This window comes from Vibrio sp. Vb2131 (assembly GCF_033338535.1).
Taxonomy (GTDB): domain Bacteria; phylum Pseudomonadota; class Gammaproteobacteria; order Enterobacterales; family Vibrionaceae; genus Vibrio; species Vibrio alginolyticus.
On sequence record NZ_JAWOSW010000014.1, the window covers coordinates 1 to 23,412 of the forward strand.

At 43.7% G+C, this 23,412-nt stretch carries 27 protein-coding genes; 11 read left to right on the forward strand and 16 right to left on the reverse strand.

Going from position 1 to position 23,412, the window contains the following annotated elements; genetic code table 11:
- Both R7E38_RS15195 and R7E38_RS15200 read left to right on the forward strand, forming a co-directional pair.
- A partial coding sequence (locus R7E38_RS15195; RefSeq protein WP_254661342.1) for a flagellin occupies window positions 1-105 on the forward strand: 105 nt, incomplete at its 5' end.
- A 116-nt stretch (window positions 106-221) separates the two neighbouring features.
- Window positions 222-1,346, forward strand: coding sequence for a flagellin (locus R7E38_RS15200; protein ID WP_017819971.1), 1,125 nt, complete (start codon window positions 222-224; stop codon window positions 1,344-1,346).
- A gap of 96 nt (window positions 1,347-1,442) precedes the next feature.
- On the opposite strand, the gene crr is transcribed toward R7E38_RS15200, so the two are convergent.
- The 5 genes from crr to cysZ all read right to left on the reverse strand — a co-directional run bounded on the left by crr (window position 1,443) and on the right by cysZ (window position 6,373).
- A complete protein-coding gene (crr, locus tag R7E38_RS15205; protein WP_005382041.1) occupies window positions 1,443-1,952 on the reverse strand; it encodes a PTS glucose transporter subunit IIA in 510 nt (169 codons plus the stop codon).
- Window positions 1,953-2,073: 121 nt separating this feature from the next.
- Complete coding sequence (ptsI, locus tag R7E38_RS15210) at window positions 2,074-3,798, reverse strand: phosphoenolpyruvate-protein phosphotransferase PtsI (RefSeq protein ID WP_005389298.1); 1,725 nt, start codon at window positions 3,796-3,798, stop codon at window positions 2,074-2,076.
- A gap of 140 nt (window positions 3,799-3,938) precedes the next feature.
- Window positions 3,939-4,196, reverse strand: a complete 258-nt coding sequence (locus R7E38_RS15215) for an HPr family phosphocarrier protein (RefSeq protein ID WP_005382043.1) — start codon at window positions 4,194-4,196, stop codon at window positions 3,939-3,941.
- 300 nt (window positions 4,197-4,496) lie between these two features.
- Entirely contained in the window at window positions 4,497-5,465 is a 969-nt protein-coding gene (cysK, locus tag R7E38_RS15220; RefSeq protein ID WP_005382045.1) for a cysteine synthase A, read from the reverse strand.
- 164 nt (window positions 5,466-5,629) lie between these two features.
- Window positions 5,630-6,373, reverse strand: coding sequence for a sulfate transporter CysZ (gene cysZ, locus R7E38_RS15225; protein WP_025767003.1), 744 nt, complete (start codon window positions 6,371-6,373; stop codon window positions 5,630-5,632).
- Between the two features lie 251 nt (window positions 6,374-6,624).
- On the opposite strand from cysZ, the gene zipA reads away from it, so the two are divergent.
- The 3 genes from zipA to R7E38_RS15240 all read left to right on the forward strand — a co-directional run bounded on the left by zipA (window position 6,625) and on the right by R7E38_RS15240 (window position 11,603).
- Window positions 6,625-7,581, forward strand: coding sequence for a cell division protein ZipA (zipA, locus tag R7E38_RS15230; protein WP_017819969.1), 957 nt, complete (start codon window positions 6,625-6,627; stop codon window positions 7,579-7,581).
- Between the two features lie 90 nt (window positions 7,582-7,671).
- Complete coding sequence (gene ligA / locus R7E38_RS15235) at window positions 7,672-9,684, forward strand: NAD-dependent DNA ligase LigA (protein WP_017819968.1); 2,013 nt, start codon at window positions 7,672-7,674, stop codon at window positions 9,682-9,684.
- A gap of 509 nt (window positions 9,685-10,193) precedes the next feature.
- Window positions 10,194-11,603 carry a hypothetical protein gene (locus R7E38_RS15240; RefSeq protein ID WP_005382055.1) on the forward strand — a complete coding sequence of 470 codons (1,410 nt, stop codon included), beginning with the start codon at window positions 10,194-10,196 and terminating at the stop codon, window positions 11,601-11,603.
- A gap of 40 nt (window positions 11,604-11,643) precedes the next feature.
- Here R7E38_RS15240 and R7E38_RS15245 read toward each other — a convergent pair whose 3' ends face one another.
- From R7E38_RS15245 to R7E38_RS15275, 7 genes are all read right to left on the reverse strand, one after another.
- Window positions 11,644-11,826: a hypothetical protein gene (locus tag R7E38_RS15245; protein WP_021707681.1), complete on the reverse strand. Its 183-nt coding sequence runs from the start codon at window positions 11,824-11,826 to the stop codon at window positions 11,644-11,646.
- 113 nt (window positions 11,827-11,939) lie between these two features.
- Window positions 11,940-12,119: a hypothetical protein gene (locus tag R7E38_RS15250; RefSeq protein ID WP_213905430.1), complete on the reverse strand. Its 180-nt coding sequence runs from the start codon at window positions 12,117-12,119 to the stop codon at window positions 11,940-11,942.
- 324 nt (window positions 12,120-12,443) lie between these two features.
- Window positions 12,444-12,905: an NfeD family protein gene (locus R7E38_RS15255; protein WP_005382058.1), complete on the reverse strand. Its 462-nt coding sequence runs from the start codon at window positions 12,903-12,905 to the stop codon at window positions 12,444-12,446.
- A gap of 3 nt (window positions 12,906-12,908) precedes the next feature.
- Window positions 12,909-13,826 (reverse strand): SPFH domain-containing protein, encoded by a 918-nt coding sequence (locus tag R7E38_RS15260; protein ID WP_005382060.1) that lies wholly within the window; start codon window positions 13,824-13,826, stop codon window positions 12,909-12,911.
- Between the two features lie 159 nt (window positions 13,827-13,985).
- On the reverse strand, window positions 13,986-14,840 hold the full coding sequence (locus R7E38_RS15265) for a co-chaperone YbbN (RefSeq protein ID WP_064376312.1): 855 nt from the start codon (window positions 14,838-14,840) through the stop codon (window positions 13,986-13,988).
- 472 nt (window positions 14,841-15,312) lie between these two features.
- Window positions 15,313-16,140, reverse strand: coding sequence for an SDR family oxidoreductase (locus tag R7E38_RS15270; protein WP_226083833.1), 828 nt, complete (start codon window positions 16,138-16,140; stop codon window positions 15,313-15,315).
- Window positions 16,141-16,184: 44 nt separating this feature from the next.
- Window positions 16,185-17,099, reverse strand: coding sequence for a TIGR01777 family oxidoreductase (locus R7E38_RS15275; RefSeq protein WP_226083834.1), 915 nt, complete (start codon window positions 17,097-17,099; stop codon window positions 16,185-16,187).
- A gap of 255 nt (window positions 17,100-17,354) precedes the next feature.
- Here R7E38_RS15275 and R7E38_RS15280 point away from each other — a divergent pair, with 255 nt between their 5' ends.
- From R7E38_RS15280 to yfcE, 6 genes are all read left to right on the forward strand, one after another.
- A complete protein-coding gene (locus tag R7E38_RS15280) occupies window positions 17,355-18,089 on the forward strand; it encodes a DUF1538 domain-containing protein (RefSeq protein WP_005382077.1) in 735 nt (244 codons plus the stop codon).
- Complete coding sequence (locus R7E38_RS15285) at window positions 18,086-18,877, forward strand: DUF1538 domain-containing protein (RefSeq protein WP_064353703.1); 792 nt, start codon at window positions 18,086-18,088, stop codon at window positions 18,875-18,877. Before R7E38_RS15280 ends, R7E38_RS15285 begins: the two co-directional genes overlap by 4 nt.
- Window positions 18,867-19,217 carry a P-II family nitrogen regulator gene (locus R7E38_RS15290; protein WP_005382084.1) on the forward strand — a complete coding sequence of 117 codons (351 nt, stop codon included), beginning with the start codon at window positions 18,867-18,869 and terminating at the stop codon, window positions 19,215-19,217. Before R7E38_RS15285 ends, R7E38_RS15290 begins: the two co-directional genes overlap by 11 nt.
- The gene (locus R7E38_RS15295; RefSeq protein ID WP_005382085.1) at window positions 19,214-19,621 is read left to right on the forward strand and encodes a CBS domain-containing protein; all 408 of its coding nucleotides are present in this window, start codon (window positions 19,214-19,216) and stop codon (window positions 19,619-19,621) included. The genes R7E38_RS15290 and R7E38_RS15295 overlap by 4 nt, the downstream gene beginning before the upstream one ends.
- A 149-nt stretch (window positions 19,622-19,770) precedes the next feature.
- Window positions 19,771-19,980 carry a hypothetical protein gene (locus tag R7E38_RS15300; protein WP_005382086.1) on the forward strand — a complete coding sequence of 70 codons (210 nt, stop codon included), beginning with the start codon at window positions 19,771-19,773 and terminating at the stop codon, window positions 19,978-19,980.
- Between the two features lie 75 nt (window positions 19,981-20,055).
- Entirely contained in the window at window positions 20,056-20,601 is a 546-nt protein-coding gene (gene yfcE, locus R7E38_RS15305) for a phosphodiesterase (RefSeq protein WP_054728933.1), read from the forward strand.
- A gap of 38 nt (window positions 20,602-20,639) precedes the next feature.
- On the opposite strand, the gene R7E38_RS15310 is transcribed toward yfcE, so the two are convergent.
- The 4 genes from R7E38_RS15310 to R7E38_RS15325 are packed head-to-tail and all read right to left on the reverse strand — an operon-like array spanning window position 20,640 to window position 23,146.
- Window positions 20,640-20,918, reverse strand: a complete 279-nt coding sequence (locus R7E38_RS15310; protein ID WP_226083835.1) for a SelT/SelW/SelH family protein — start codon at window positions 20,916-20,918, stop codon at window positions 20,640-20,642.
- A 21-nt stretch (window positions 20,919-20,939) separates the two neighbouring features.
- Entirely contained in the window at window positions 20,940-21,695 is a 756-nt protein-coding gene (locus R7E38_RS15315) for a sulfite exporter TauE/SafE family protein (RefSeq protein ID WP_054728937.1), read from the reverse strand.
- Window positions 21,696-21,740: 45 nt separating this feature from the next.
- Complete coding sequence (toxS, locus tag R7E38_RS15320) at window positions 21,741-22,256, reverse strand: transmembrane regulator ToxS (protein WP_005382091.1); 516 nt, start codon at window positions 22,254-22,256, stop codon at window positions 21,741-21,743.
- Between the two features lie 11 nt (window positions 22,257-22,267).
- Window positions 22,268-23,146, reverse strand: a complete 879-nt coding sequence (locus tag R7E38_RS15325; protein ID WP_017819958.1) for a transcriptional regulator — start codon at window positions 23,144-23,146, stop codon at window positions 22,268-22,270.
- Window positions 23,147-23,412: the final 266 nt, after the last annotated feature.

Genomic DNA, 23,412 nt, shown 5'->3' on the forward strand with positions numbered 1-23,412 from the left:
GAAACGACGGCAATGACCAAATCACAAATTCTATCGCAAGCGTCAAGCTCAATCCTTGCGCAAGCGAAACAAGCGCCTAACTCAGCGCTAAGTCTGCTAGGTTAATCAATTTAACAAAGCAAGAAACCAAAGCCAGGCTCATCCCTGGCTTTTTGCTTATTGGCTATAACGATTCAGATGTGTCCTGACAGTATGTTCGATAAGGCATTCATATCGATTAGATGATCTCTTTAAATTCCAATGTTTCTGCGATGGTGGCGCAGAGACACCTGAGTCAAGCAGCTGCGCAAAATGTTGAGTCACAACGCAACCTAACTTCGGGGTTTCGAATCAACTCGGCGAGCGATGATGCGGCAGGTTTACAGATATCGAATACTCTCCATGTACAAACGAGAGGGCTTGATGTCGCCTTAAGAAATGCGCACGACGCTTTTTCTGTTGCTCAAACAGCGGAGGGAGCATTGCACGAAAGCAGTGACATATTGCAACGCTTACGCTCTCTGGGGCTTCAAGCAGCAAACGGCAGTTATGACTCAAGTGATCGGCAAAGTATTCAATATGAGGTCGTAGCGCTGCAAGATGAGCTTGATCGTGTCGCGATCACGACAACATTTGCGGATAAAAACCTGTTTGATGGATCTTACGGTTCACAAAGTTTCCATATTGGCGCGAACGCTAATTCAATCTCTTTGACGTTACGTAACATGCGTAGCCATATCCCAGAGATGGGAGGGCAGCATTATGTTGGTGATGCGGTCGATAAAGATTGGCGAGTCACTAAAGATAACCAAACCCTAAAAGTCGAATACCAAGACAGTAAAGGGCAAACCCAAACGGAATCCATTGGACTCAAATTGGGTGACCGCATAGAACAGGTCGCCACTTACATCAATGCTCAACAATCGATAGTGAATGCTTCAGTAACGGAAAACAACGAACTGCAATTCTTCGCTTCTACGATGAAGGCGCCAGAGGGTGTGGTTCTCGAAGGGAGTTTAGCGGATGAGCTTGATGTGAGCGCTGGTCAATTAGTCACAATGGATGACATCGATATGTCGACGGCAGGTAAGGCGCAGCTTTCAATTGGGGTGATTGATGCAGCAATTAAGTATGTTGATTCGCACCGGAGTGAAATTGGCAGCTTTCAGAACCGTGTAAACGGCTCGATGGATAACTTAAATACTGTGAATCGGAGTGTTACAGAATCCAAGAGTCGAATAAGAGATACAGACTTCGCAAGAGAATCTACGGAAATGGTGCGTTCTCAAGTGCTCCAAGATGCGACAACTGCATTACTCGCTCAAGCGAAGCAAAGGCAGAGTTCGGCACTTGGATTACTTAGCTGAGCGGATTTCATTGATGTAAGTCGATCAGAAACAAAATTTCAGGTAATAAAAAACGCTGCCAATGGCAGCGTTTTTTCGTGTTCGATTAAGTAAAAATTACTTAGTTACACGTAGAACTGGAGTTTCACCAACAGTTACAGAACCAGAAAGCTTGTTTAGCTCTTTGATTTCGTCCATGTTAGAGATAACAACTGGAGTTAGCGTTGACTTCGCTTTCTCTTCTAGAAGAGCTAGATCGAATTCAATTACAGTGTCGCCAGCTTTAACAGTTTGACCTTCTTCAGCGATACGCGTGAAGCCTTCGCCTTTTAGTTCAACTGTGTCGATACCGAAGTGAACGAAAAGCTCAACACCGTCGTCAGACTCGATAGAGAACGCGTGATTAGTTTCGAAGATCTTACCGATAGTACCGTTTACAGGAGCTACCATTTTGTTGCCTGCTGGCTTGATAGCAATACCGTCACCAACGATTTTCTCAGCGAAAACAACATCTGGCACGTCTTCGATGTTTACAATCTCACCAGAAAGTGGCGCGATGATTTCGATAGCACCAGCGTCAGCGCTGTCATCAGATACAAGCTTCTTAAGTTTGTCAAACAGACCCATTGTGTCATGCTCCTAAGGTTTGGTTTTATTCTGTCGAATTATAGTATACCAATATAGCTCATTAGACGACTTTTTTCGCCGTCTAATGGCCATTAAGTATTGAATTACTTGGTACTACCGATTACTGAGCTTTCTCAGCAATAAACTTTTCTACCACGGCTTCGATTTCTTCTGCTGTCGGTAGAGAAAGGGCTTCTTCAGCCATTGCTTTCACTTCTGCGAAGTTAGAGTTACGAACAACTTTCTTCACTTTAGGGATTGAAATGCCGCTCATTGAGAACTCGTCCAGACCCATACCTAGAAGTAGAAGTGTTGCACGCTCGTCACCTGCAAGTTCACCACACATACCAGTCCATTTACCTTCTGCGTGAGAAGCGTCGATAACTTGCTTGATCACTGTAAGTACAGCTGGTGATAGTGGGTTGTATAGGTGAGAAATCATCTCGTTACCACGGTCAACCGCTAGCGTGTACTGAGTTAGGTCGTTTGTACCGATAGAGAAGAAAGACACTTCCTTCGCTAAGTGGTGTGCGATCGCAGCAGCAGCAGGAGTTTCAACCATAACACCGATTTCGATGTTTTCGTCGAACGCGTGGCCTTCAGCGCGTAGCTCTTCTTTGTACTCTTCGATCGCTTTCTTAAGCTCACGGATTTCTTCGACAGAGATGATCATTGGGAACATGATACGCAGTTTGCCGTGTGCAGAAGCACGTAGGATGCCACGTAGCTGATCACGAAGGATTTCACGACGATCTAGACTGATACGTACAGCACGCCAACCTAGGAATGGGTTCATCTCTTTTGGAAGATCCATGTATGGGAGATCTTTATCGCCGCCGATATCCATAGTACGGATGATCACAGCTTGACCGTTCATTGCTTCCGCAACTTCTTTGTACGCTTGGTACTGTTCTTCTTCAGTTGGTAGCGCAGTACGGTCCATAAATAGGAATTCAGTACGGTACAGACCAACACCTTCACCGCCGTTACGAAGGATACCGTCACAGTCTTTCACTGTACCGATGTTACCGCAAACTTCTACACGGTGACCGTCAGTCGTTTCTGCGTGTAGGTCTTTCAGTTTCGCTAGCTCTTCTTTTTCAGCTAGGAATGCTGCTTTAACCGCTTTCGCTTCTTCTAGCTCAGCTTCTGATGGGTTAACAACAATCTTGTTGTTCATTGCGTCAAGAATCAGCATGTCGCCATTCTTAACTTTCTTCGTGATGTCGTTAGTACCAACGATAGCTGGAAGCTCAAGTGAGCGAGCCATGATTGAAGTGTGAGATGTACGACCGCCGATATCACAAGCAAAACCAAGCACGTAGTCTAGGTTGATTTGTGCAGTTTCAGATGGCGTTAGGTCGTAAGCAACAAGAATTACTTCTTCGTTGATATCGCTAAGCGAAACAATGTTGATGCCTAGTGCGTTCTTAACAAAACGAGAACCGATATCGCGGATGTCAGTTGCACGCTCTTTTAAGTATTCGTCGTCTAGAGACTCAAGAGCACATGCTTGCTCTTCGATCACTGAGTGGATAGCGTGATCAGCAGTCATCTTGTCGTTTTTGATAAGTGCTAGGATTTCCTCTTCTAGCTCTTCGTCTTCAAGAAGCATGATGTGACCTTCAAAGATCGCTTCTTTTTCTTCGCCAAACGTTTCAAGCGCTTTTTGCTTGATAGTTTCTAGCTGAGCTGCAGATTTGTTACGAGCGTCAAAGAAACGCTGAACTTCAGCTTCTACTTGATCGTCAGAAATAGTGTTTGTGTTTAGGACAATTTCATCTTCTTGAAGTAGTAGTGCTTTACCGATTGCAATACCAGGAGATGCTAGGATGCCTGAAATCATAGCCTTACCTTAAGTTTGGTCAACTTTATAAAACGGGAGAATAATGGGTGCGCTAACGAATAGTTTTAGCTTAGTTTTGAGCCTATTTCCAACGAAGCCATTTTGCTTTCACAAAATGGCTTCTGGAGTAGGAGACCGGATTAGTGTAGTTGGTCCATTAGAGCAACTAGGTGGTCAACTGCTTGCTGAGCTTGTGGGCCTTCAGCAGAAATAGTAACTTGAGTACCTTTTACTAGGCCTAGTGTTTGTAGTTTGAACAGGCTCTTAGCGCTAGCGCTTTTACCGTTAGAAGTCACAGTGATGTCTGCGTCGAATGCTTTTGCTTCTTTAACAAACTGTGCAGCTGGACGAGTGTGAAGGCCGTTTTCTGCTGTGATTTCTACTTGCTTCTCGTACATGTGATATACCCCAATAAATGTATTTTTTTGTTAGTTTGTGACCAGATTTTAGCTTAACTGCTTTACATCTTGTGCGCTAGCACGGGAAGAGTTCAAAGCGCGTCAGTTCTGATACTAGTCAAAAGTTTGGTAACTACGCAACTGTTTGCGTGCGTAATCACTTTGAAACCTTTTTGTGTTCTGCTTCTTTATTTTGAAGCTAGAAATAAAACACCCTGATATTACCAAAGGTAGGGCAGGGATCAACAAAAAAGCCCCTAAACGGGGCTTTTTTAAACTAAAAATTGATTTGAACACATATTATTGTTGGTTCTCTTTTTCGGTAAAGATACCTGCAAAGAGTGCTGTACTTAGGTAACGCTCACCGGAACTTGGTAGGACAGTTACAATTGTTTTTCCTTCAAATTCAGGTAGTTCTGCAAGTCGGTTCGCTGCAACAACCGCTGCGCCAGATGAGATACCAGCTAGGATACCTTCCTCTTCCATTAGGCGACGAGCCATCTCAATCGCTTCTTCTGAGGTAACTTGCTCAACACGGTCAATAATGTCTAAATCGAGGTTACCAGGGATGAAACCAGCACCGATACCTTGAATTTTGTGTGGGGCAGGTTGGATTTCTTCGCCAGCAAGTGCTTGTGCAATAACCGGAGACTCTGCTGGCTCAACTGCAACAGAAGTGATGGCTTTGCCTTTTTCACCTTTGATGTAACGGCTTGTACCTGTGATAGTACCGCCCGTACCAACACCAGCAACGAATACGTCGATTTCACCGTCTGTCGCTTCCCAAATCTCAGGGCCCGTAGTCTTTTCGTGGATTTCTGGGTTCGCTGGGTTGTCAAATTGTTGAAGAAGTAGGTACTTCTCAGGGTTGCTTGCTACGATTTCTTCTGCTTTAGCAATCGCCCCTTTCATGCCTTTCGCCGCTTCAGTCAGCTCAAGGTTCGCGCCTAGTGCTTTTAGTAGCTTACGGCGTTCTAGGCTCATTGATTCAGGCATGGTCAATGTTAGCTTGTAACCGCGAGCAGCCGCTACGAATGCTAGAGCAACACCTGTGTTACCACTGGTAGGTTCTACAAGCTCTACACCTGGCTTAAGAAGGCCCGCTTTCTCTGCTTCCCAAATCATGTTTGCACCGATACGGCACTTAACACTGAAGCTAGGGTTACGCGCTTCAATTTTCGCGAGAACTTTGCCTTTACTTACTTTGTTTAGACGAACGAGAGGTGTATTACCAATAGTAAGAGAGTTATCTTCGTAGATTTTGCTCATAGTGATGTTCCTTCATTACACGTTGTGTGAATATGGATAGAAGAATATGCGGTATGAAAAAAAGGGAAAAGGATTAAAAAGTTATATCTTATTAGGTTGGCCCAGAACTTGATAAAAGAAAAGGGAAAAGCTGGCGCTGATCCCTTTCCTTAATCTCTAATCGACTATCGTTGGTGCTTAAACTCCGCGACCCACATAGCGGTTGCACCACATATTGCTACAGGCATGACAATGAGGTTCAAAATTGGGATCGTCGTAAATACAGACACCAATACCCCAAAGCCATAGGCCTTACCTTGCTTTTGTTTCAATTTGTAACGCATGTCGTTAAATGGGATTTTATGGTTATCAAACGGGTAGTCACAATATTGAATCGCGAGCATCCAGGCGGTAAAGATAAACCATAAAAATGGGCCTACTGTTTGTCCAAGGGCAGGGATGAGCAATAACAGGAATAGGCCTATTGCTTTAGGTAAAATGTAAAGGAGCTTTCTCCACTCACGAGCTAAAACGCGAGGAACATCTTTCAGGACGGCAGTGAAACCATCATCATTTACTTTTTGTCCCGTTAAGTACTCTTCCACTTTTTCAGCCAAGAGGCCATTGAATGGCGCGGCGATAAAGTTCGCGAGCGTGCTGAAAAAATAGGAGAAGGTAGCGAGTATCGTTAGAGCGAGTAAAGGCCAAAGAATGTAAGTTAACCAGGATAAAAACTCAGGCAGCTGCCCAATCCAGCCTTCTATCCATATATTAAGGTTTGAAAATAGATAGAAGATGGCACCACCTACAAGCAAGATATTTGCAAGTAGAGGTAAGATGACAAAGCGCCTGATTTTAGGGGCTAGTGCCAATTGTATCCCGTATAGAAAATAACCGAACCCGGTTCTCTGCTGATTGTTTTTCTTCATGTCTATTTTGGCTTCGTGTAAATGAAAACTCATTGTACCTGTGAGGACTTTTCTTTCAAAGCCCTGACAAATGACGTCTTGTTAAGTGGAATCGTGGCAAGAATCACAACAAAAAACGGAACTTCTTGCATTAAGTTGTTCTAAATCTACATATAGTTTTGGTAAAGTAAACGTATCATTCAGATTTATTGCACTTGGGTTGCTGCTCAAGGAACTGCGAGTAGTAAAAACAAGTATATTGAGAGTAAATAATGCAGGAATTGCGATTCGTACTCATTGTTGTTGGCGCATTAGCCATCGCGGCATTACTGTTTCATGGTTTATGGAGCAGTAAAAAAGAAGGCAAAGCAAAGTTTGGTAACAAGCCACTTGGTAAGCTGGATGTTGACCAAGAAGACAAAAATGATCTTGTTGAGAAAGAACGAGACTTCGCTCCCGCTCCTGAAGATGACTTTGAGATCATTCGCAAAGATCGCAAAGAACCAGATTTTGGGATGGCGAGTTCTTTCGACAACAAGTTTGAATCTGACCCGTTATTCGGTGGTCCATCTGAAGTCAAACAGACGCAGCAGGAGCCGGATGACATCCCTTCATTTGTTGCAGAAAAAGATAAAGAAGAGGACGTTGAGCCTGTTGTTCAAGCAACAGTAGCTGAAGAGCCATTCCAGCCTGCTGTGGAAGAAGAAGTTATTCCCGCCGCGTTTGATATTACGGAGAAAGAACAGCAAGTCGAAACGGTTAGTGAGCCTGTCGTTGCAGAGCCTAAGGAAGAGCCAAAGCCAGAACCTGAAATGCAAGTGATTGTATTGAATGTGCACTGTGCTGGTGAAGAGCCATTTGTTGGTACTGCTTTATTTGAAAGTATGCAACAAAACGGTCTAATTTATGGCGAGATGGATATTTTCCATCGTCATGTTGACTTGTCCGGTAACGGCAAAGTGCTGTTTAGCGTCGCTAATATGATGCACCCTGGTACGTTTGAGCATGCTGATCCTGCTGAGTTTACAACGAAGGGTATTTCATTCTTCATGACATTGCCTTGTTATGGCGAGGCTGAACAGAACTTCAACTTAATGCTCCGAACTGCGCAGCAAATTGCTGATGACTTAGGTGGTAACGTACTTGATGACCAGCGCAACTTAATGACGCCAGATCGTTTAGCATCTTATCGACGTCAAATAGTTGAGTTTAATGCCGCTAACGCATAATCTTAACAGCAAATAATAATAGGGCTCCGGATGGAGCCCTTTTTCTTGGATTTCCCAACCTCACCGATTGAAAAAACACGGGGCTTTACTATGTCTGAATCAGTACTTCAGCGATTAGAAGAACTAAAAGAGTCGTTGCATTACCACGCTGTGCGTTACTACGTGGAAGATAACCCAGAGATCCCTGATGCCGAGTACGACCGCTTAATGCGAGAGCTCCTGGATATTGAAGCTGAGAACCCTGATTTAATTACCGTAGATTCACCAAGTCAACGTGTCGGTGGACAACCTCTCTCTGCGTTTAGCCAAGTGACACATGAAGTACCGATGCTTTCGCTTGATAATGCGTTTGATGACAGCGAACTTGATAGTTTCCATAAGCGAGCACAAGAGCGGGTGGGCAGTCAGAGTGTGAAAGAATACTGTTGTGAGCCGAAACTGGATGGACTCGCAGTTAGTTTACTGTATGAGAACGGTGTGTTAGTTCAGGCGGCAACACGAGGTGATGGCACTACTGGCGAGAACATCACAGAAAATGTACGTACGATTAAAGCCATTCCTTTAAAACTCAGGGGTAATGACTGGCCAAATCGTCTTGAAGTTCGTGGTGAAGTCTTTATGCCGAAAGCTGGGTTTGAAAAGCTCAATGAATTAGCAAGGAAGAAAGGCGAGAAAATCTTTGTTAATCCACGTAATGCTGCGGCAGGTAGCTTACGACAATTGGATTCACGCATTACGGCTTCTCGTCCGCTTAGCTTCTATGCATACAGTGTAGGCGTGGTGCAAGGCGCTGAATTGGCGGCAAGCCACTACGAACGCTTTTTGCAAATCAAATCTTGGGGATTACCAATGTGCCCGGAGACCAAGCGAGTTGAAAGCTTGGCGGATGTAAAAGCTTACTACCAAGATATATTGCAGCGTCGTGATGCCCTTCCTTATGAGATCGATGGTGTCGTCATTAAAATTGACGATATTGCCGTGCAAGAGCGTCTGGGGTTTGTTGCTCGCGCTCCACGTTGGGCGATTGCCTACAAATTCCCAGCACAGGAAGAAATGACGACACTGAATGAAGTGGAGTTCCAAGTCGGTCGCACTGGTGCGATTACACCTGTTGCTAAACTAGAGCCTGTATTTGTTGGCGGGGTAACGGTAAGTAATGCGACGCTTCATAACGCAGATGAGATAGAACGTCTGCAAGTCAAGATTGGTGATCACGTTGTGATCCGCCGTGCTGGCGATGTTATTCCGCAAGTCGTATCTGTCATCAAAGAGCGTCGACCAGAAACAGCTCGAGATATTGTTTTCCCAACTCAGTGTCCTGTTTGTGGTTCGCATGTTGAGCGGATCGAAGGAGAAGCGGTAACACGTTGTATGGGGGGCTTAGTTTGCCAAGCCCAACGCAAACAAGCGCTAAAACACTTTGTTTCTCGTAAAGCGTTAGACGTTGACGGTTTAGGCGATAAAGTGATCGAGCAGCTTGTTGATCGTGAGATGGTGAAAACTCCTGCTGACTTATTTAAGTTATCAGCGGGGATTTTAACCGTACTAGATCGCATGGGGCCAAAGTCTGCGCAGAATATTGTAAATGCGTTAGAAAAATCCAAAGAAACAACTTTACCTCGGTTTTTGTATTCACTGGGGATCCGTGAAGTTGGCGAGGCAACCGCAGCAAACTTAGCAATGCACTTTAAAACGTTGGGAGCGATCCAAAATGCTACTGAAGAGCAGTTGATTGAAGTGCAAGACATCGGTGCTGTGGTTGCTCAACATATTACGACTTTCTTTAGTGAAGAACAGAACCAAGCGGTGGTTAAAGATTTGCTTGAACAAGGAATTCATTGGCCAGAGATTAATACTACTGAGCAGGTGGGGGAATTACCATTAGAAGGTAAAACAGTAGTATTAACGGGAACACTTTCTCAACTGGGGCGTACAGAAGCCAAAGAAGCCCTCCAAGCACTGGGGGCTAAAGTGACGGGTAGTGTTTCTAAGAAAACCGATATTTTGTTTGCTGGTGAAAATGCAGGCTCGAAGCTCGCAAAGGCACAAGAACTGGGTATCGAAATTAAAACAGAACAAGACTTACTCGAACTGATGAATTAAGTCTTCTCAAAAAAGCTAAAAAATAACTAAAAGCCCCGTATGGTAAGCATGCGGGGCTTTTTATTGTTCATAATTAAGTGTTTTTTTATTGAGTAATTGATGCCTTTGTTCTTTTCAGTGATCAAGATCGAACCTTGGGTTATTGGTTTTTTTGGCTTTTTTAGTCTGCGAGTGACTTCAAGTTGATACTTTTAAGTTCAATTTAAGTGTTTGATTTTAAAAGATAATTTATTGTTTTGTGTTGATGTTGTTAAAAATAAGATCTGGATCAATAAGTTATATGGAACTTTGGAGTGGCTCATATTTTTTTAGAAAAAAAATAAGTTCCATTTGGATGTTTTTAGCTGCGAAGTTAGTCTTAATCACGTGGATACACGGTGTGTATGCAGGAACTAAAAAAGCCAAATTAGAAATAATGAGGTTTGATCAGGAATTTACTTCTCTCCTTCGGCGGCCAACTAAAGGTGAGATAGAAAAATACAGCTATATCCATTTTTAGGAGTTTTTCCATGGACAAATTTTTTAAGGTTTCAGCGTTAACCGCAGCAATGTTTGGTGTTGTTGCTGTCGCTCCAGCTACAGCGTCTACTGAAAGTGCAGCAGGTGGCGAGTACGTAGAGAAAGTGAACGAATTTATGCAAGACTCAAGTCTGAATGCATTATTCATAGTTGATACTCGTTCACGAACTCGTACAACAGGTAAGCCCGGCGGTGAAAATGGTGACCGTTGGAGTCGTCTAAACTACTCTTCTTACAACGCAATTTTAGACTTCACTTCTGGCTACCACGATGGTTGGGTGGGCGCAGATGTTGCGGCTTACTACTCTGGCGATCTTTACAACGATAGTCTTTACAATTCAAACGAAGGCTACCTATGTAACGAAATCTCAACTTGTAACAACCTAGACTGGGGTGCAGGTGATGGTCAGCAGCTTAAAGTTTACAAAGCAGCGCTGAAATTCAAAGCAAACGAAAACTTTAATGCTCGTTTCGGTATGTTACAGGCTGGTGGTAACGGTACAATCGGTAACGTTTGGAGCTTTGTACCTGGTACTTACCGTGGTTTCGAACTGAACGCTAAACTTGGTGATTTCAACCTAAGCTACTTTGGCGCAGACCAATTTACAGCACCTTGGCTGCTTCACGAAGATGATTACGCACCAGCGCTTTGGTCTGACACTTCATGGAGCTACCTACACTCTCTAGGCCTAAACGGTAACCTAACTGACAGCTTGTTTATGCAACTTGGTTTGGGTCAAGCTACTGGCGTTCAATATGCAAATGGTGTTGACTGGGGTGCAGGTCAAGTAACTAGCTACCACAACGAAACTGACAACACTTCTTACAAGGCTTACTTGAAGTACACTGTTAGTGACCGTACAACTCTAGCATTTGATTTCTACGGTGTTGACGATGATGTGAAATACGATGGTCTAGGTTTCCACACTGGTCTATCTTTGAATCAATCTTTCGGCAAGCTAGCTTGGATGTCTGAGTTGCGCTACACAGACACAGATAACCGTGCGGACTTCGTTCCTCGTACTATTCATACATATGGTATGAACAATGGTACTTGGTCTCAGTGGTGGGACGCGCTGTCTGACTGGAACAAAGCGGGTGAGCTAGCATGGTACAACCGTCTATCTTACAACCAAGGTAACGGCTGGAACTACTACCTAGGCTTTGGTTACGGTACTGGCGCTGACTCTGCAGCAAGCGGAGCATCAGGTGACTGGGATTACGAAAGCGAATACGCAGTTAACGCAACAGTATCTTACTCACTACAAAGTGGCGCGCTTAAAGGTTCTACCATTCGTTTACACGGTACAATCCTAGAACGTGATGAGTACGCAGGTGCTGGCGATGCGGATGAAACAGACTTACGTCTACAAGTTCTTATCCCTTACAGCTTCCACTAATACTTAATGAAATAATAAAAGGAGCCGCTAGGCTCCTTTTCTATTTCACTTCTCGGCCGTCGTATATTTTGCAATATAACGGTGGCAACATATGTACATTACCGTTTGGCAACTCACACTTTATCTCTGGGCCTAACGTACGACCACCGGATGCACCATTAGCATGAGTGGTTAACGGAATTATGGCAAAAGATATTACTAATAGACCAGATAAAAATCTCATAATAATCACCTTAATATAAACTTTAAATATCTACGTACTGATATAAACCGTGACTACGCAGAAAGGCAAGGTTGAATAGGGCTCTTATATCAAACTAAGCTCTTACTTCTTTACTATTCCCATTCACCACCTCTAAATCGACACATTTCACTTGGAATATTCGTAACGTCGCCACTTGGCATCTTACATTCGACTATAGGTCCCAAATTAGTTGTACCGCCGTTTCCGTTGTTGTAGGCAAAGGAAGAAAAAGAAAGAATACCGCACAACATTAAAAAGAGAAGCTTATTCATAGTACATCCTCTTACTTACCAAATAAAAAGCACTCAACTTAAATGCTTATGCGTTAAGTATGTATCCGAGGATAAAAAGATCAAAAAATAATTCAATAAAGTTTTATTTTTTAAAATAAATTTAGATCGATAATTTACCTAGATATATTTCTATCTTATTGATTGTCGTGTGTTGAATAATTAAATAATAGGAAATGTGAGGTAGGGTATTAATAATATTACTAATACTTATTTTTTTCTCGATTTTAATTAAGGTAATGAAATGAAAGCAGTTGTTTAGATTAAAGTAATGGAGCATGATTTGCCCCATTACTTTGGCATAAATTAATTAGAATCAGGCTCAATGATTAAAATAATACCTTCAACATCGGTGATTCTTACGCGGGTACCGGCTGGAAGTGCTTGATCCGATTGTGCGGACCATGTGGTATCGGCTACCTTGATGCGATTGAGTCCGACGGAAAAGTCTTCTTCAAGGATAAGAGTACGCCCAATTAACTGCTTGTACTTTTGGTTCAGATCTCTTTCTTGGTCTTCTTGCTTGTCTTTAGACCATTGTCGTCGCCACCAAAGCCAGGTGGTGATTAAGCTGAAGCTTGCAAAGCAAAGCCATTGCAATTGCCAGCTCATTGGCAAAACGGTCATGATTGCTCCAACGATAAGTGCAGACATCCCGAGCCAGAGAAAATACCCAGCGGTACCAAGTAGCTCAACTGCTAAAAGAGCAAAGCCAAACGCTAGCCAATGCCAGAAAGAGATACCTTCCAACAAACTAAAAAAGTCCATAAATTATTCTTTATCTTGTTGTTTAAACATCTCTGCTATCCCTGCAACCGAGCCCATTAGTCCGGTTGCTTCTAATGGAAGCATAATGATTTTACCATTTTCGGCTTGACCAATGCTCTTGATCGCTTCGGTATAACCCTGTGCAATGAAGTAATTGACGGCTTGCATGTCACCTTTTGCAATGGCTTCGGAAACCATGTAAGTCGCTTTTGCTTCTGCTTGCGCGGCACGCTCACGTGCTTCTGCATGGAGAATAGCAGACTGCTTTTCGCCTTCAGCTTTTAATATCTCTGATTGTTTATGACCTTCGGCCTTTAATATCTCAGCTTGGCGAACCCCTTCTGCTTCAAGAATTTCCGCACGCTTATTACGCTCGGCTTTCATTTGCGCATTCATTGCAGCGGTCAGATCGGCTGGTGGCTGGACATCTTTAATCTCAATTCGTGTGACTTTTACGCCCCAAGGGTTTGTTGCTTGGTCAACAATCGCCAACAGCTTAGAGTTGATCATGTCGCGTTGGCTCAGCATTTCGTCCAGTTCCATTGAACCTAAAACGGTACGAATGTTGGTAAGGGTCAAGTTTCTAATAGCGTGTTCTAAATCGTTGACTTCATAAGCCGCTTTTGCAGCATCGATCACTTGAACAAATCCGACAGCGTCAATAACCACGTTAGCGTTATCTTTTGAAATGACCTCTTGCGCAGGAATATCGAGAACGCGCTCCATCATATTTACTTTTTGACCAACTTTATCAACGAATGGAATGATCAAGTTTAAACCCGGCTTTAATGTGTGGGTGTAGCGTCCGAAGCGTTCAACTGTCCAGTTGTTTCCTTGCGGAACCGTTTTAATGGCTGAAGATAAGATAACGACAGCAAGAACGACGAAAATACCGATGGTGATCAGTGAATCAATTGGCATGAGTTATTCCCTTAAGTGCATAATGTTCGATCCATTTTTACCTATTTATAGACAATAGACAATTGAAGTTCTGAGACCTTTGAGAGGTTATTGGTTTTTTATATGACAAAGGCCGGAAACACCGGCCTTTGTTGTCTTATTCCTAGAAGAATGCGGCGCTTAGTACAAAATTGAGTAAAGCTGGCGACGATATTTGCTTGCTAATGCGTTACCTTGACCTAGCGCACTGAGAATATCCATAAAAGTCTTCTTCACTTCACCGTCTTGGGCGCCCAAGTCTTTTTTAAGAATATTCCACAGCAGTTCCAACGCTTCTTCATCCCGACCAACTTGGTTGTATTGTACCGCCAATTCACAAGCGAGTTCGAAGTTTGCCATGTCTGCTGCGTATGCTTGTTCTAGTCGCTGTAACTCAGGGCTATCTGCAGCCTGCAAATGCAGCTCGAGCTTGGCTATTAGGCTCTTGTAGTAGTTATCTTGATACTCGAGAGGGATAGCGTTCAGTAGTTCTTGGGCAATATCAAATTGTTTGGTTTCTAGCAAACAATCAGCCATCGCGAGTTTCACATCACCACGCTCTTGCAGCTCTGCCGGCAAAGTGTGGATGATGCTCAAAGCCTGAGCATGCTCACCTTGCTGAAGAAGTTCACTGACTTGTTTTAATAGTTGTTCATCTGGGCTTGGCAAATGCTTTTGTAGCATGGTGGCAATGGCATCAATTGGCTGGGGGCCTCCCAGACCATCGACGGCTTGACCATTTATAAACAGCGCGATAGTTGGCAATACTTGCACGCCAAATTGAGACGCTAAAGCGGGCTGATCTTCACAATTTAGTAGAGCAAGCGTAAATGCACCGTTGTACTGTTGAGCAAGAGATTGCAACTCAGGGAGTATCTGTGCGCTTTCTGGCTGAGCGTTGGCCCAAAAGTGGATCAAAACGGGCGTGTTCATTGATCCTTCAAGCGTTTCGCGAAAGTTCTGTTCTGTTATCTCAACGATAAATGGGGATTGCATCAGAGTATCCTTGCGTTGTGTCTTGTCGTTGATATTAGATATGGAGTTGATTTAGGTGAAATTCAAGCGACATTCACCATCAATAATGAATCATTCTATTTTGAGAAAACGTGAGGTAATAGAGTGAGGTTATTGCTGCTCAGGTGTTAGATAAAAAGAAAACGCTGCCGAAGCAGCGCAATTCTAATGCTATTTGTTAGTGCGGTATCAAAATAGGATGAACATGGTCAACACTACACCCACACTAAGCCAGTTAAGCTGATTTAATGTCATTGTTGCCTCGCAGTAGTATAAACATTGCTACAAAACGTAATGGGTGGCGATACCAAATCTAAGCAACTCAATCACTTTGGGCGAAAGAATCCCCGCTGAATTGCGTAGAAATTGATTCGTTTAGTTGAGGTTTTTTTAACCTGCATGTTCATAATGACATCACATTGTTACGATGAAATTACATTTCGACAAAACTTTTTTATGCAGCCTGTCGCAAAATTTTATCAAGTGCACGGGTTGGTAATAGTCTTTTCAAGACTGCGAATAATTTAGTCGGTGTAGTAATTCGATAACGAATTTTCGGTGAAACGCTAGTTAATGCATGAAGAACTGGTGCGATGCAAGACTCTGCAGGTAAAACAAATCGATTATTAGACTTGTCGTTGTTGAGTCGCTCTCTTTGTCCTTCATAAGCATGACGATGGGGGCTAGATTCAATATCAACCCACTTCTCAAAGGCTCGTAATGCATTGTTTCTAAATTGAGTTTCGATCGGTCCTGGTTCTATCAATGCCACTTTGATATTCGTATCCGCAAGCTCTAGCCTGAGCGTATCTGTCCAGCCTTCTAAGGCAAATTTTGATGCATTATAGGCACCACGGTATTTCATTGCGGCAAAACCAAGAACAGAGCTGTTTTGTATGATGCGTCCTTCGCCTTGCTGGCGCATATGAGGAAGCACCTCTCTGACCAACTGGTGCCAACCAAAAAAGTTGGTCTGAAATTGATCTTGAAGAGCCTCGGTGGGTAAGTCTTCCAGTGCTCCGGGCTGACCATAGGCACCATTATTGAACACTGCGTAAAGCTTACCTTCTGCTAACTCTAGCGCTTGCTTCACGCCCGAAGAAATGCTTTCTGGGCTATTTAGGTCTAGATTGATGCAGGTTAGCCCTTCATTAATTAGGCGCTGGACATCTTGTTCTTTCCTACAAGATGCAATGACATTAAATCCCTTGTTTTGTAGGGCGTGAGCGCACACGTAACCGATGCCGGTTGAACAACCCGTAATAAGAATCGACTCTTTCATAATTTAATTTAGGACTCAGAAACATTGATTAGAGCCATCATTCATCAGCTCCGGTCATGAAGCAAGTGCTTGAGTGCTGGCTCTATTCTGGAGTAGCTAAATTTAAAGCCCAGTTCGGTGAGTTTTTTGGGTTTGGCTCTCATGCTATCGAACAATAAGCAGGAAGATTCTCCCATTAGGAGTTCAATCGCCCATTTAGGCGTGAACAAGATATGCGGACGTTTGAGCGTTTTAGCTAGTGTACCGCTGAATATACGATTAGTCACAGGATGGGGGGCGCACATATTGAATGCACCGTGGGCATGTGGTGTTTCAAGCAAGTACATGATGGCGCGGACCATATCTAGGATGTGAATCCAAGGCATGTACTGATTACCGTTCCCAAGTGGGCCGCCTACGCCAAGCTTGTAAGGTAATAGCATCTTTGCCAACGCACCACCATTGAGGCCGAGTACCACGCCAGTTCTCAGTAGACAAACCCGTGTTTGTTCCGACTCTGCGCGCTTGGCTATTTGCTCCCACTTTGCACAAACCTCGTGAGGAAAGTCGTCGCTATTAACATGTAAGCACTCATCAAACGGATGGTCTTGTTGATCACCATAGTAGCCAACTGCCGAGCCACTAATAAAAACAGAGGGAGGTTCGGTACTTGCGTGGATCAGCTCAACAATTTGCTCGGTAATTTTCCAACGACTTTTGCAGACTTTTTCTTTTTGCTCGCTGGTCCACCTTTTATCCGCAATAGGCTCACCTGCAAGATTAATGACGGCATCAACGTGGTTGAGATCGGCGAACGACTCGAGCGAGTCAAGGTATTCGATATTACCCAGATCAGCATGCTGTAGGCGTTGTTTTGCTCGCTCTGGAGAGCGTGTAAGTAGCATAACCTGGTGAGTTGATAGCAGCTTGAGCAACTCCGAGCCAATAAACCCAGTGCCACCTGTGAGTAATATCTTCATGTTATCTCTTTGAATGTACACGTATTAGAACATTATAGTCGTTTTGTGCTTAGCTTGATCATCTCAACACCATTATTTCTGGGATAGTGACAAGCTGGCAGAGAGGCTATTAACTTCACATATTAGAAAATATGTAACTAAATGTTATAGATGGCGCTAGTGCATTCACGGTAGAAGAGTGAAATCTATGCCAAACTAGAAGTTATCGCTCATTGGAACGAGCGTAATCAGTTTGCACAATCAAGGAGGATAGGCATGGAAGCATTTGTTGCGCTTTTTCGAGCGCTCCTCAATAGTGCTCGTGACTTATTACCCATCATCATTGTTATCACTTTTTTCCAATTAGTCGTTTTGCAAGAGCCGCTGCCCAACCTGGTCTCCATTCTTTTTGGCTTGTTGCTTGTCGTTTTAGGATTAACCTTTTTTATCTTTGGCCTAGAACTTGGTCTTTTTCCTATCGGAGAGAGTATGGCTCAAGCCTTTGCAAAAAAAGGCAGCGTGTTTTGGTTATTAGTCTTTGCGTTTTGTTTGGGGTTTGGCACCACGATAGCTGAACCTGCATTGACCGCGGTAGCGGAAGAAGCCTCAGAAGTTGCGGCAGAGGGCGGAATGATCGCTAACTCAGAGCAGTCCATGCAGGATTACGGAGAAGGACTTCGAGTAACAGTAGCTCTCTCTGTGGGGATAGCCATCGTTATCGGCGTTTTGCGTATCTTAAAAGGGTGGCCGATTCATTACATGATAATTGGTGGCTATGTAGGCGTTGTAATACTGACGTGGTTTGCACCTGAAGCCATTATTGGCGTCGCTTACGATTCAGGAGGTGTAACAACGTCCACCATAACAGTACCTTTGGTCACTGCACTGGGCGTCGGTTTAGCGTCTTCTATTAAAGGGCGCAACCCTATGGTGGATGGCTTTGGTTTAATCGCTTTTGCCTCGCTGTTACCGATGATGTTTGTGATGGTTTACGGAATGGTCGTAACATGATTTCAATTGATCATTTCCTAGACACTTTATTATCGACCGTTCGAGACGTCGTTCCCATCGCCAGCATTATTTTTGGTTTTCAGTTAGCGGTGTTAAGGCGTCCTGTTAGCAACCTTAAGAAAGTTTTGCTTGGGTTCGTTTATGTGATTCTCGGGCTAGCTCTTTTTTTACTTGGATTAGAAATGGCGTTGTTTCCACTTGGGGAGACGATGGCTGTGCAATTAACGGAGCCGGAGTTTTTACAAGAGTTCAAAGTATCTGTAGGGAAAGCCTTAATGTGGGTCGACTACTATTGGGTTTACACCTTCGCCTTTTTTATAGGCTTTAGTACCACGATTGCAGAGCCTTCTTTAATCGCTGTAGCGATAAAAGCAAACCAAGTCTCTGGAGGCAGTATCAGTATTAACGGCTTGCGCGTAGCCGTTGCGTTTGGGGTGGCAATTGGTATTGCATTAGGGAGTTACCGGATTGTCGTGGGCGATCCCATTCATTATTACATCATCGCGGGTTACATCGTCGTTGTGATTCAAACGTTTTACGCTCCTAAGCTTATTGTTCCACTCGCCTACGATTCTGGAGGCGTAACAACTTCTACCGTCACTGTCCCACTTGTAACTGCATTAGGGTTAGGGCTTGCTTCGACCGTCCCTGGAAGAAACCCAATGATTGATGGCTTTGGCTTGATCGCGTTTGCCAGTCTATTTCCTATGATCTCTGTGATGGGCTATGCGCAAATAACCCAGTGGCTGAATAAAAACGTCTCGGAGGAAGAAGAAAATGCGCTTTAAATTGATACTTGCGTTTGTTGAAGACAGCAAAACAGACAAGGTGTTGGACGCTGCACGCGATGCTGGTGCGACCGGTGCAACAGTGATTAACAATGCTCGCGGGCAAGGTTTAAATCAAAAGCGAACGTTTTTTGGTTTAACGCTAGAAGTGCAAAAAGATGTGCTGCTGTTTGTGGTCGAGGAACATCTCTCTCGACACATATTAGAAACCATTAATGAGGTTGGTGAATTTGACAGAGAGTCGGGACAGGGGATTGCTATTCAGATCGATATTGAAGATGCAGTCGGTGTCGCGCATCAAGTCGAGACATTGACCAAAGTAGTCGAGGATGAATTATGAGTGATCAAACGATAATTAGAGTTCGAGATGTTATGGCGGCAACGTATGTAATGGTTGATGGACTGATGACCGTATACGAAGGCATAACGCTAGCGAAAAAATACCAAGTCAAAGCGCTGGTGGTGAAAAAGCGAGATGATAATGATGAATATGGCATCGTGTTGATGAATGATATCGCCAAAAAGGTGCTGGCGAATAATCGTTCTCCTCAGCGCACAAATATTTATGAAATCATGACCAAGCCCGCTTTGTGTGTCGAACCAGATATGAACGTAAAATATTGTGCCCGTTTGTTTGAGCGATTTGGCATAAGCAGAGCGCCGGTCATTGAAAGTGGCGAGGTCATTGGGATGGTGAGTTATAACAATATTGTCATCAATGGTATGGTGCGAGAAGAAGTGTAATAGGTTGATATAAATGAAAAATCAACGAATTTTTTCTCAAGTCAGCGACTGTTACAAAGAACTAAAATATTTAATATATGTTAGGTTGCATATGTGTTAATTCACCATTATTCTTTGCGCCCTAAGCCTAATGTCGAGGAATCTGTATCATGCCTTTAGTCTCTTGCCCCGTGTGTGAGAAACAAATCTCAAAACGCGCTCATGCATGTCCAGGATGCGGAGAGCCCGATCCGCTGCACCATCTAGCCAAATCAAAATTTATGTCGATGGTGTTTTGGATACTGGTGTTGGTTGGAACAGCGTATGCAGCATGGTTCTATGTTTTGCCTATGGTCATTGAATCATTGCGCTATCAGTAGTATTCAAACCGTCGTAGGTTGAGCTGCTAAAAAAATGCCGTAGAATGACCTCATACTTTTTGAGGAGACGATGTCGTGAAACTATTTTTTGCCTCAGACCTGCATGGCTCTTTGCCAGCAACTAAAGAAACCATTGATCTATTTTTGGCTTCTGGTGCGCACCACCTGATTTTGCTAGGAGATACGCTAAACCATGGGCCGCGAAACCCTATTCCGGAAGGCTACAACCCTCCACAGGTAGTAGACTTATTGAACCAATACAGTGATCAAATTATTTCTGTACGTGGCAACTGTGATAGTGAAGTAGACCAAATGCTATTGAAGTTTCCAATGATGATGGATTACTCATGGGTGCTACTTGAATCTGGCAAGAGAATCTTTTTGACTCATGGTCACTTGTACAACTCTGAAAAACGGCCGCCACTGCGTGAAGGTGATATCATCGCCCACGGTCATACACATGTTCCCGTCGCAGAGATGCAAGATGGAGCCATTATATTCAACCCAGGCTCGATGACATTCCCACGTAATGGCTTACCGAGAAGCTTTGGTACTCTAGAAGGCAATAAGCTAACGGTAAAAACGCCAGAAGGCGAAGTATTAGCACAAACCATGATTTAACGGTTTTACTAAGTAAAAAATAGGGAGCGAATTGCTCCCTATTTTGTGTCTGAATGTCCTAAATCGCGTTCTGGGTCGATAATGTCTCTTACGCGCTGTTTTAGCACCTTGGCTTCAGGAAAGCCGCTGTCTTTTTTCCGTTCCCAAATTTGCTGGCCATTACAGAAAATTTCGAAGCGACCACCTGTGTCCAGGTGTAAGCTGATTGTTTCTATTTCTTCGCTAAAAGTATGCAGTAATTCTTGCGATAGCCAAGTTGAACGCAACATCCAGTTGCACTGGCGGCAGTAATAAATATCAATGATTGCTTTATCCATGAAACTTTCCTTTTAATCTTTTTAAACCAGCAACTTGATGCCCACGGCAAACGTGAGAATTTCGAATGCAACTTTAATCACTCTGTTACTGTATCGAGTCGCGGCCCATGCGCCTAAACTGCCGCCTAGAAAAGAGCTTAACAATAAAACAGGTAACCAAGCCCAGTGAATAGGCGCCCCTGCCTGTACGACGGCAATGCCTCCAATGCCATTCCAAAACAGGCCGACACAAATCATGGTGTAAGCAACGGCTTGTTTGTAGTCGTAACCAAACCAGCGCACCAAAAATAGTGTCACGAGCAAACCAGAACCTGCGGTAAGAGATCCGTTAATGATGCCGATAAACAGTAAGCCAATTCCACCAATAACCCAACCGATAGGATGACGGTTACGTATTACTTCAGCTTGGCCTAGCGATGTCTTAAATCGCGAGTAGATACCTAGCGCTAGGATCATCGTACCGAGCATCTTTTCCGCGATACCATCAGGGATCTGTACAATTAAGTTAGCCCCTAAAATCACGCCAATACTACCGGACAAGATAAGGTAGAGCGCGATTTTCCATTTAATAGTGCCTGATATTAAATGCGTGCTTGCTGCGCCTAAGCCTAAAGCGACCGAAGCCACCTTATGTGTGCCTAGCGCAACGGAGAACGGTAAGCCGAGAAAGATGAGTAAAGGGAATTGAAGCAAGCCTGCTCCGCCACCGGAAAGTGAAGCCAGCGTGTTGGCGATTAGTGAACCGAAAAAGAGAGTAGTGGTATCTAGCCAATCCATAAGCAAAACAAAGGGGGCGTCTGCCCCCTTATCATCCAATCAAAATTAGTTTTTAAACAGTACCGAAGAACCGTGGTTCAAGCTAGTGAGCAAGAGTGTTTTTTCGTTCACGACGTCAATACGACGACTTTGCTCCGCATCTAGCTTAAAAATTTGAGTAATCAAACGTAGCTGTGCTTCGGAAAAGTCTTTTGATTGAGAAGATGAAATATCTTTAAACTCCGAAGGCGAGACCAACAAATAGTTGTCACTTACTTCCCAGCGGCCTTTTTCCGAGATATTTATCGTTGATTCTGCGGTTGAACCTTGAGCAAATAGTTTTATATTTGCTACGCGAATATAGTCACCATTAGGGAGATATTTCACGTTTGATTCAACATTAACTCGGCGTAGTGGGCCGACAGTATCGTCAGGCAAGCTGTCTGTAATGACTGTCACCATGGTCGACTGCCATTCGTTTGCTGTGAGGAGCTGCTCCACTTTTAGGTCACTTCCCCAATACAACCAACTGCTGAAAAGAACGGATACGGCCAAAACCGCAGATGCTAATTTAATCTTCATATTGGCCTCCTTTATTTGCAGATGTCTGTTGGATCGTTTTGACCTGCGAAAATACGCAGTGTTACGTTCTCGTAAGAGTGGTTACTGTCATGAATATAGTTCAGAATCAGCTGGTTATTTTGTCCACCAGTGGCAATCACTTCCACTGGCAACGAGTCTTCTGCATGGTGCTTCACGTAGCGCTCAATGCATTGCTCTATTGAAGGCAACCAGTTGTTGATTTGAGGGTGATTTACAGGTGTCATCACTGGTACATTTTGATACTCACCAATCTGACGGAATTGGGATTCCGCAGGGTTCGTGAATAACAATACGCAAACAGGAAGCAGCAGAGACAAAAAGATAATGACACGCGGTAGCCAGTTAATCGTGTTAGATGCTGGCTTCGGCTGAGTTTTAGTCGGCTCTACTTGAGGCTCAAGATCAGCAGTAGTATCGGTCACTATCTCTGTTGGTGGTGTATCGCTCGCTTCTAACTCCACTGCTGGCGCTTCGTGTTCAGAAGCGGTTTCTTCAACGTCAGTGTTAGAGTCAGTAGAAAATGGGCTCAAGCGTTCCACTGAACAAATGAGTTGGTAGCCACGTTTAGGTACCGTTTTAACAAACTCTGGAGATTTTGTTGAATCCTTCAACATCTTACGCAGAGTAGAAATCGCTTGAGTCAGGCTTGAGTCATCCACCTCAAAACCTTGCTCACGCCAAACAAACTCGTGAAGCTCGTTACGGGTTAAAACTTCGTTTGGTCTCTCTGCCAACATCAGAAGTATACGGCTTTCGTTGCTTCCTAATCGTACAACGTCGTTGCCGTTTTGTTGGTCAGCGAGCGAATTACTATTTGGATCAAAGGTGAACCTTTGAGCAAGTAGAAATTTGGTGCCAATGTTAGTCATTTAGTTCTTCTTAGATGGATGATGTTGTAATTATGGTGATTTATGTCACAAAATTACCGAGGCGCTTGGAGTGCGCACGACATTTTAGATGCTTTTAGACGGGTAGGATAATTAAAATTTTCTAAAAAAACACCGTTTTTAGCAATATTGACCTTGAATTTACATTTGTCAGCCACATGTTAAATGACATCTCGGTAAGGTGATTTCAAGGGGAAAGTCACAAACTTGTCCCTATGAAAAAGCCAATTAGTTTAGATGTTATGGAG

What these genes read in the sequence shown, in the direction of transcription:
- R7E38_RS15245 (WP_021707681.1), bottom strand. Translation starts at nt 11,826, where the DNA reads ATGAGATTTTTATCTGGTCTATTAGTAATATCTTTTGCCATAATTCCG.
- R7E38_RS15260 (WP_005382060.1), bottom strand. Translation starts at nt 13,826, where the DNA reads ATGCCAATTGATTCACTGATCACCATCGGTATTTTCGTCGTTCTTGCT.
- R7E38_RS15315 (WP_054728937.1), bottom strand. Translation starts at nt 21,695, where the DNA reads ATGGATTGGCTAGATACCACTACTCTCTTTTTCGGTTCACTAATCGCC.
- toxS (WP_005382091.1), bottom strand. Translation starts at nt 22,256, where the DNA reads ATGAAGATTAAATTAGCATCTGCGGTTTTGGCCGTATCCGTTCTTTTC.
- R7E38_RS15240 (WP_005382055.1), top strand. Translation starts at nt 10,194, where the DNA reads ATGGACAAATTTTTTAAGGTTTCAGCGTTAACCGCAGCAATGTTTGGT.
- R7E38_RS15285 (WP_064353703.1), top strand. Translation starts at nt 18,086, where the DNA reads ATGATTTCAATTGATCATTTCCTAGACACTTTATTATCGACCGTTCGA.
- R7E38_RS15270 (WP_226083833.1), bottom strand. Translation starts at nt 16,140, where the DNA reads ATGAAAGAGTCGATTCTTATTACGGGTTGTTCAACCGGCATCGGTTAC.
- cysZ (WP_025767003.1), bottom strand. Translation starts at nt 6,373, where the DNA reads ATGAAGAAAAACAATCAGCAGAGAACCGGGTTCGGTTATTTTCTATAC.
- R7E38_RS15215 (WP_005382043.1), bottom strand. Translation starts at nt 4,196, where the DNA reads ATGTACGAGAAGCAAGTAGAAATCACAGCAGAAAACGGCCTTCACACT.
- R7E38_RS15290 (WP_005382084.1), top strand. Translation starts at nt 18,867, where the DNA reads ATGCGCTTTAAATTGATACTTGCGTTTGTTGAAGACAGCAAAACAGAC.
- cysK (WP_005382045.1), bottom strand. Translation starts at nt 5,465, where the DNA reads ATGAGCAAAATCTACGAAGATAACTCTCTTACTATTGGTAATACACCT.
- ptsI (WP_005389298.1), bottom strand. Translation starts at nt 3,798, where the DNA reads ATGATTTCAGGCATCCTAGCATCTCCTGGTATTGCAATCGGTAAAGCA.
- R7E38_RS15280 (WP_005382077.1), top strand. Translation starts at nt 17,355, where the DNA reads ATGGAAGCATTTGTTGCGCTTTTTCGAGCGCTCCTCAATAGTGCTCGT.
- R7E38_RS15265 (WP_064376312.1), bottom strand. Translation starts at nt 14,840, where the DNA reads ATGCAATCCCCATTTATCGTTGAGATAACAGAACAGAACTTTCGCGAA.
- R7E38_RS15295 (WP_005382085.1), top strand. Translation starts at nt 19,214, where the DNA reads ATGAGTGATCAAACGATAATTAGAGTTCGAGATGTTATGGCGGCAACG.
- R7E38_RS15200 (WP_017819971.1), top strand. Translation starts at nt 222, where the DNA reads ATGATCTCTTTAAATTCCAATGTTTCTGCGATGGTGGCGCAGAGACAC.
- R7E38_RS15300 (WP_005382086.1), top strand. Translation starts at nt 19,771, where the DNA reads ATGCCTTTAGTCTCTTGCCCCGTGTGTGAGAAACAAATCTCAAAACGC.
- R7E38_RS15310 (WP_226083835.1), bottom strand. Translation starts at nt 20,918, where the DNA reads ATGGATAAAGCAATCATTGATATTTATTACTGCCGCCAGTGCAACTGG.
- R7E38_RS15325 (WP_017819958.1), bottom strand. Translation starts at nt 23,146, where the DNA reads ATGACTAACATTGGCACCAAATTTCTACTTGCTCAAAGGTTCACCTTT.
- R7E38_RS15255 (WP_005382058.1), bottom strand. Translation starts at nt 12,905, where the DNA reads ATGGACTTTTTTAGTTTGTTGGAAGGTATCTCTTTCTGGCATTGGCTA.
- zipA (WP_017819969.1), top strand. Translation starts at nt 6,625, where the DNA reads ATGCAGGAATTGCGATTCGTACTCATTGTTGTTGGCGCATTAGCCATC.
- R7E38_RS15275 (WP_226083834.1), bottom strand. Translation starts at nt 17,099, where the DNA reads ATGAAGATATTACTCACAGGTGGCACTGGGTTTATTGGCTCGGAGTTG.
- ligA (WP_017819968.1), top strand. Translation starts at nt 7,672, where the DNA reads ATGTCTGAATCAGTACTTCAGCGATTAGAAGAACTAAAAGAGTCGTTG.
- crr (WP_005382041.1), bottom strand. Translation starts at nt 1,952, where the DNA reads ATGGGTCTGTTTGACAAACTTAAGAAGCTTGTATCTGATGACAGCGCT.
- R7E38_RS15250 (WP_213905430.1), bottom strand. Translation starts at nt 12,119, where the DNA reads ATGAATAAGCTTCTCTTTTTAATGTTGTGCGGTATTCTTTCTTTTTCT.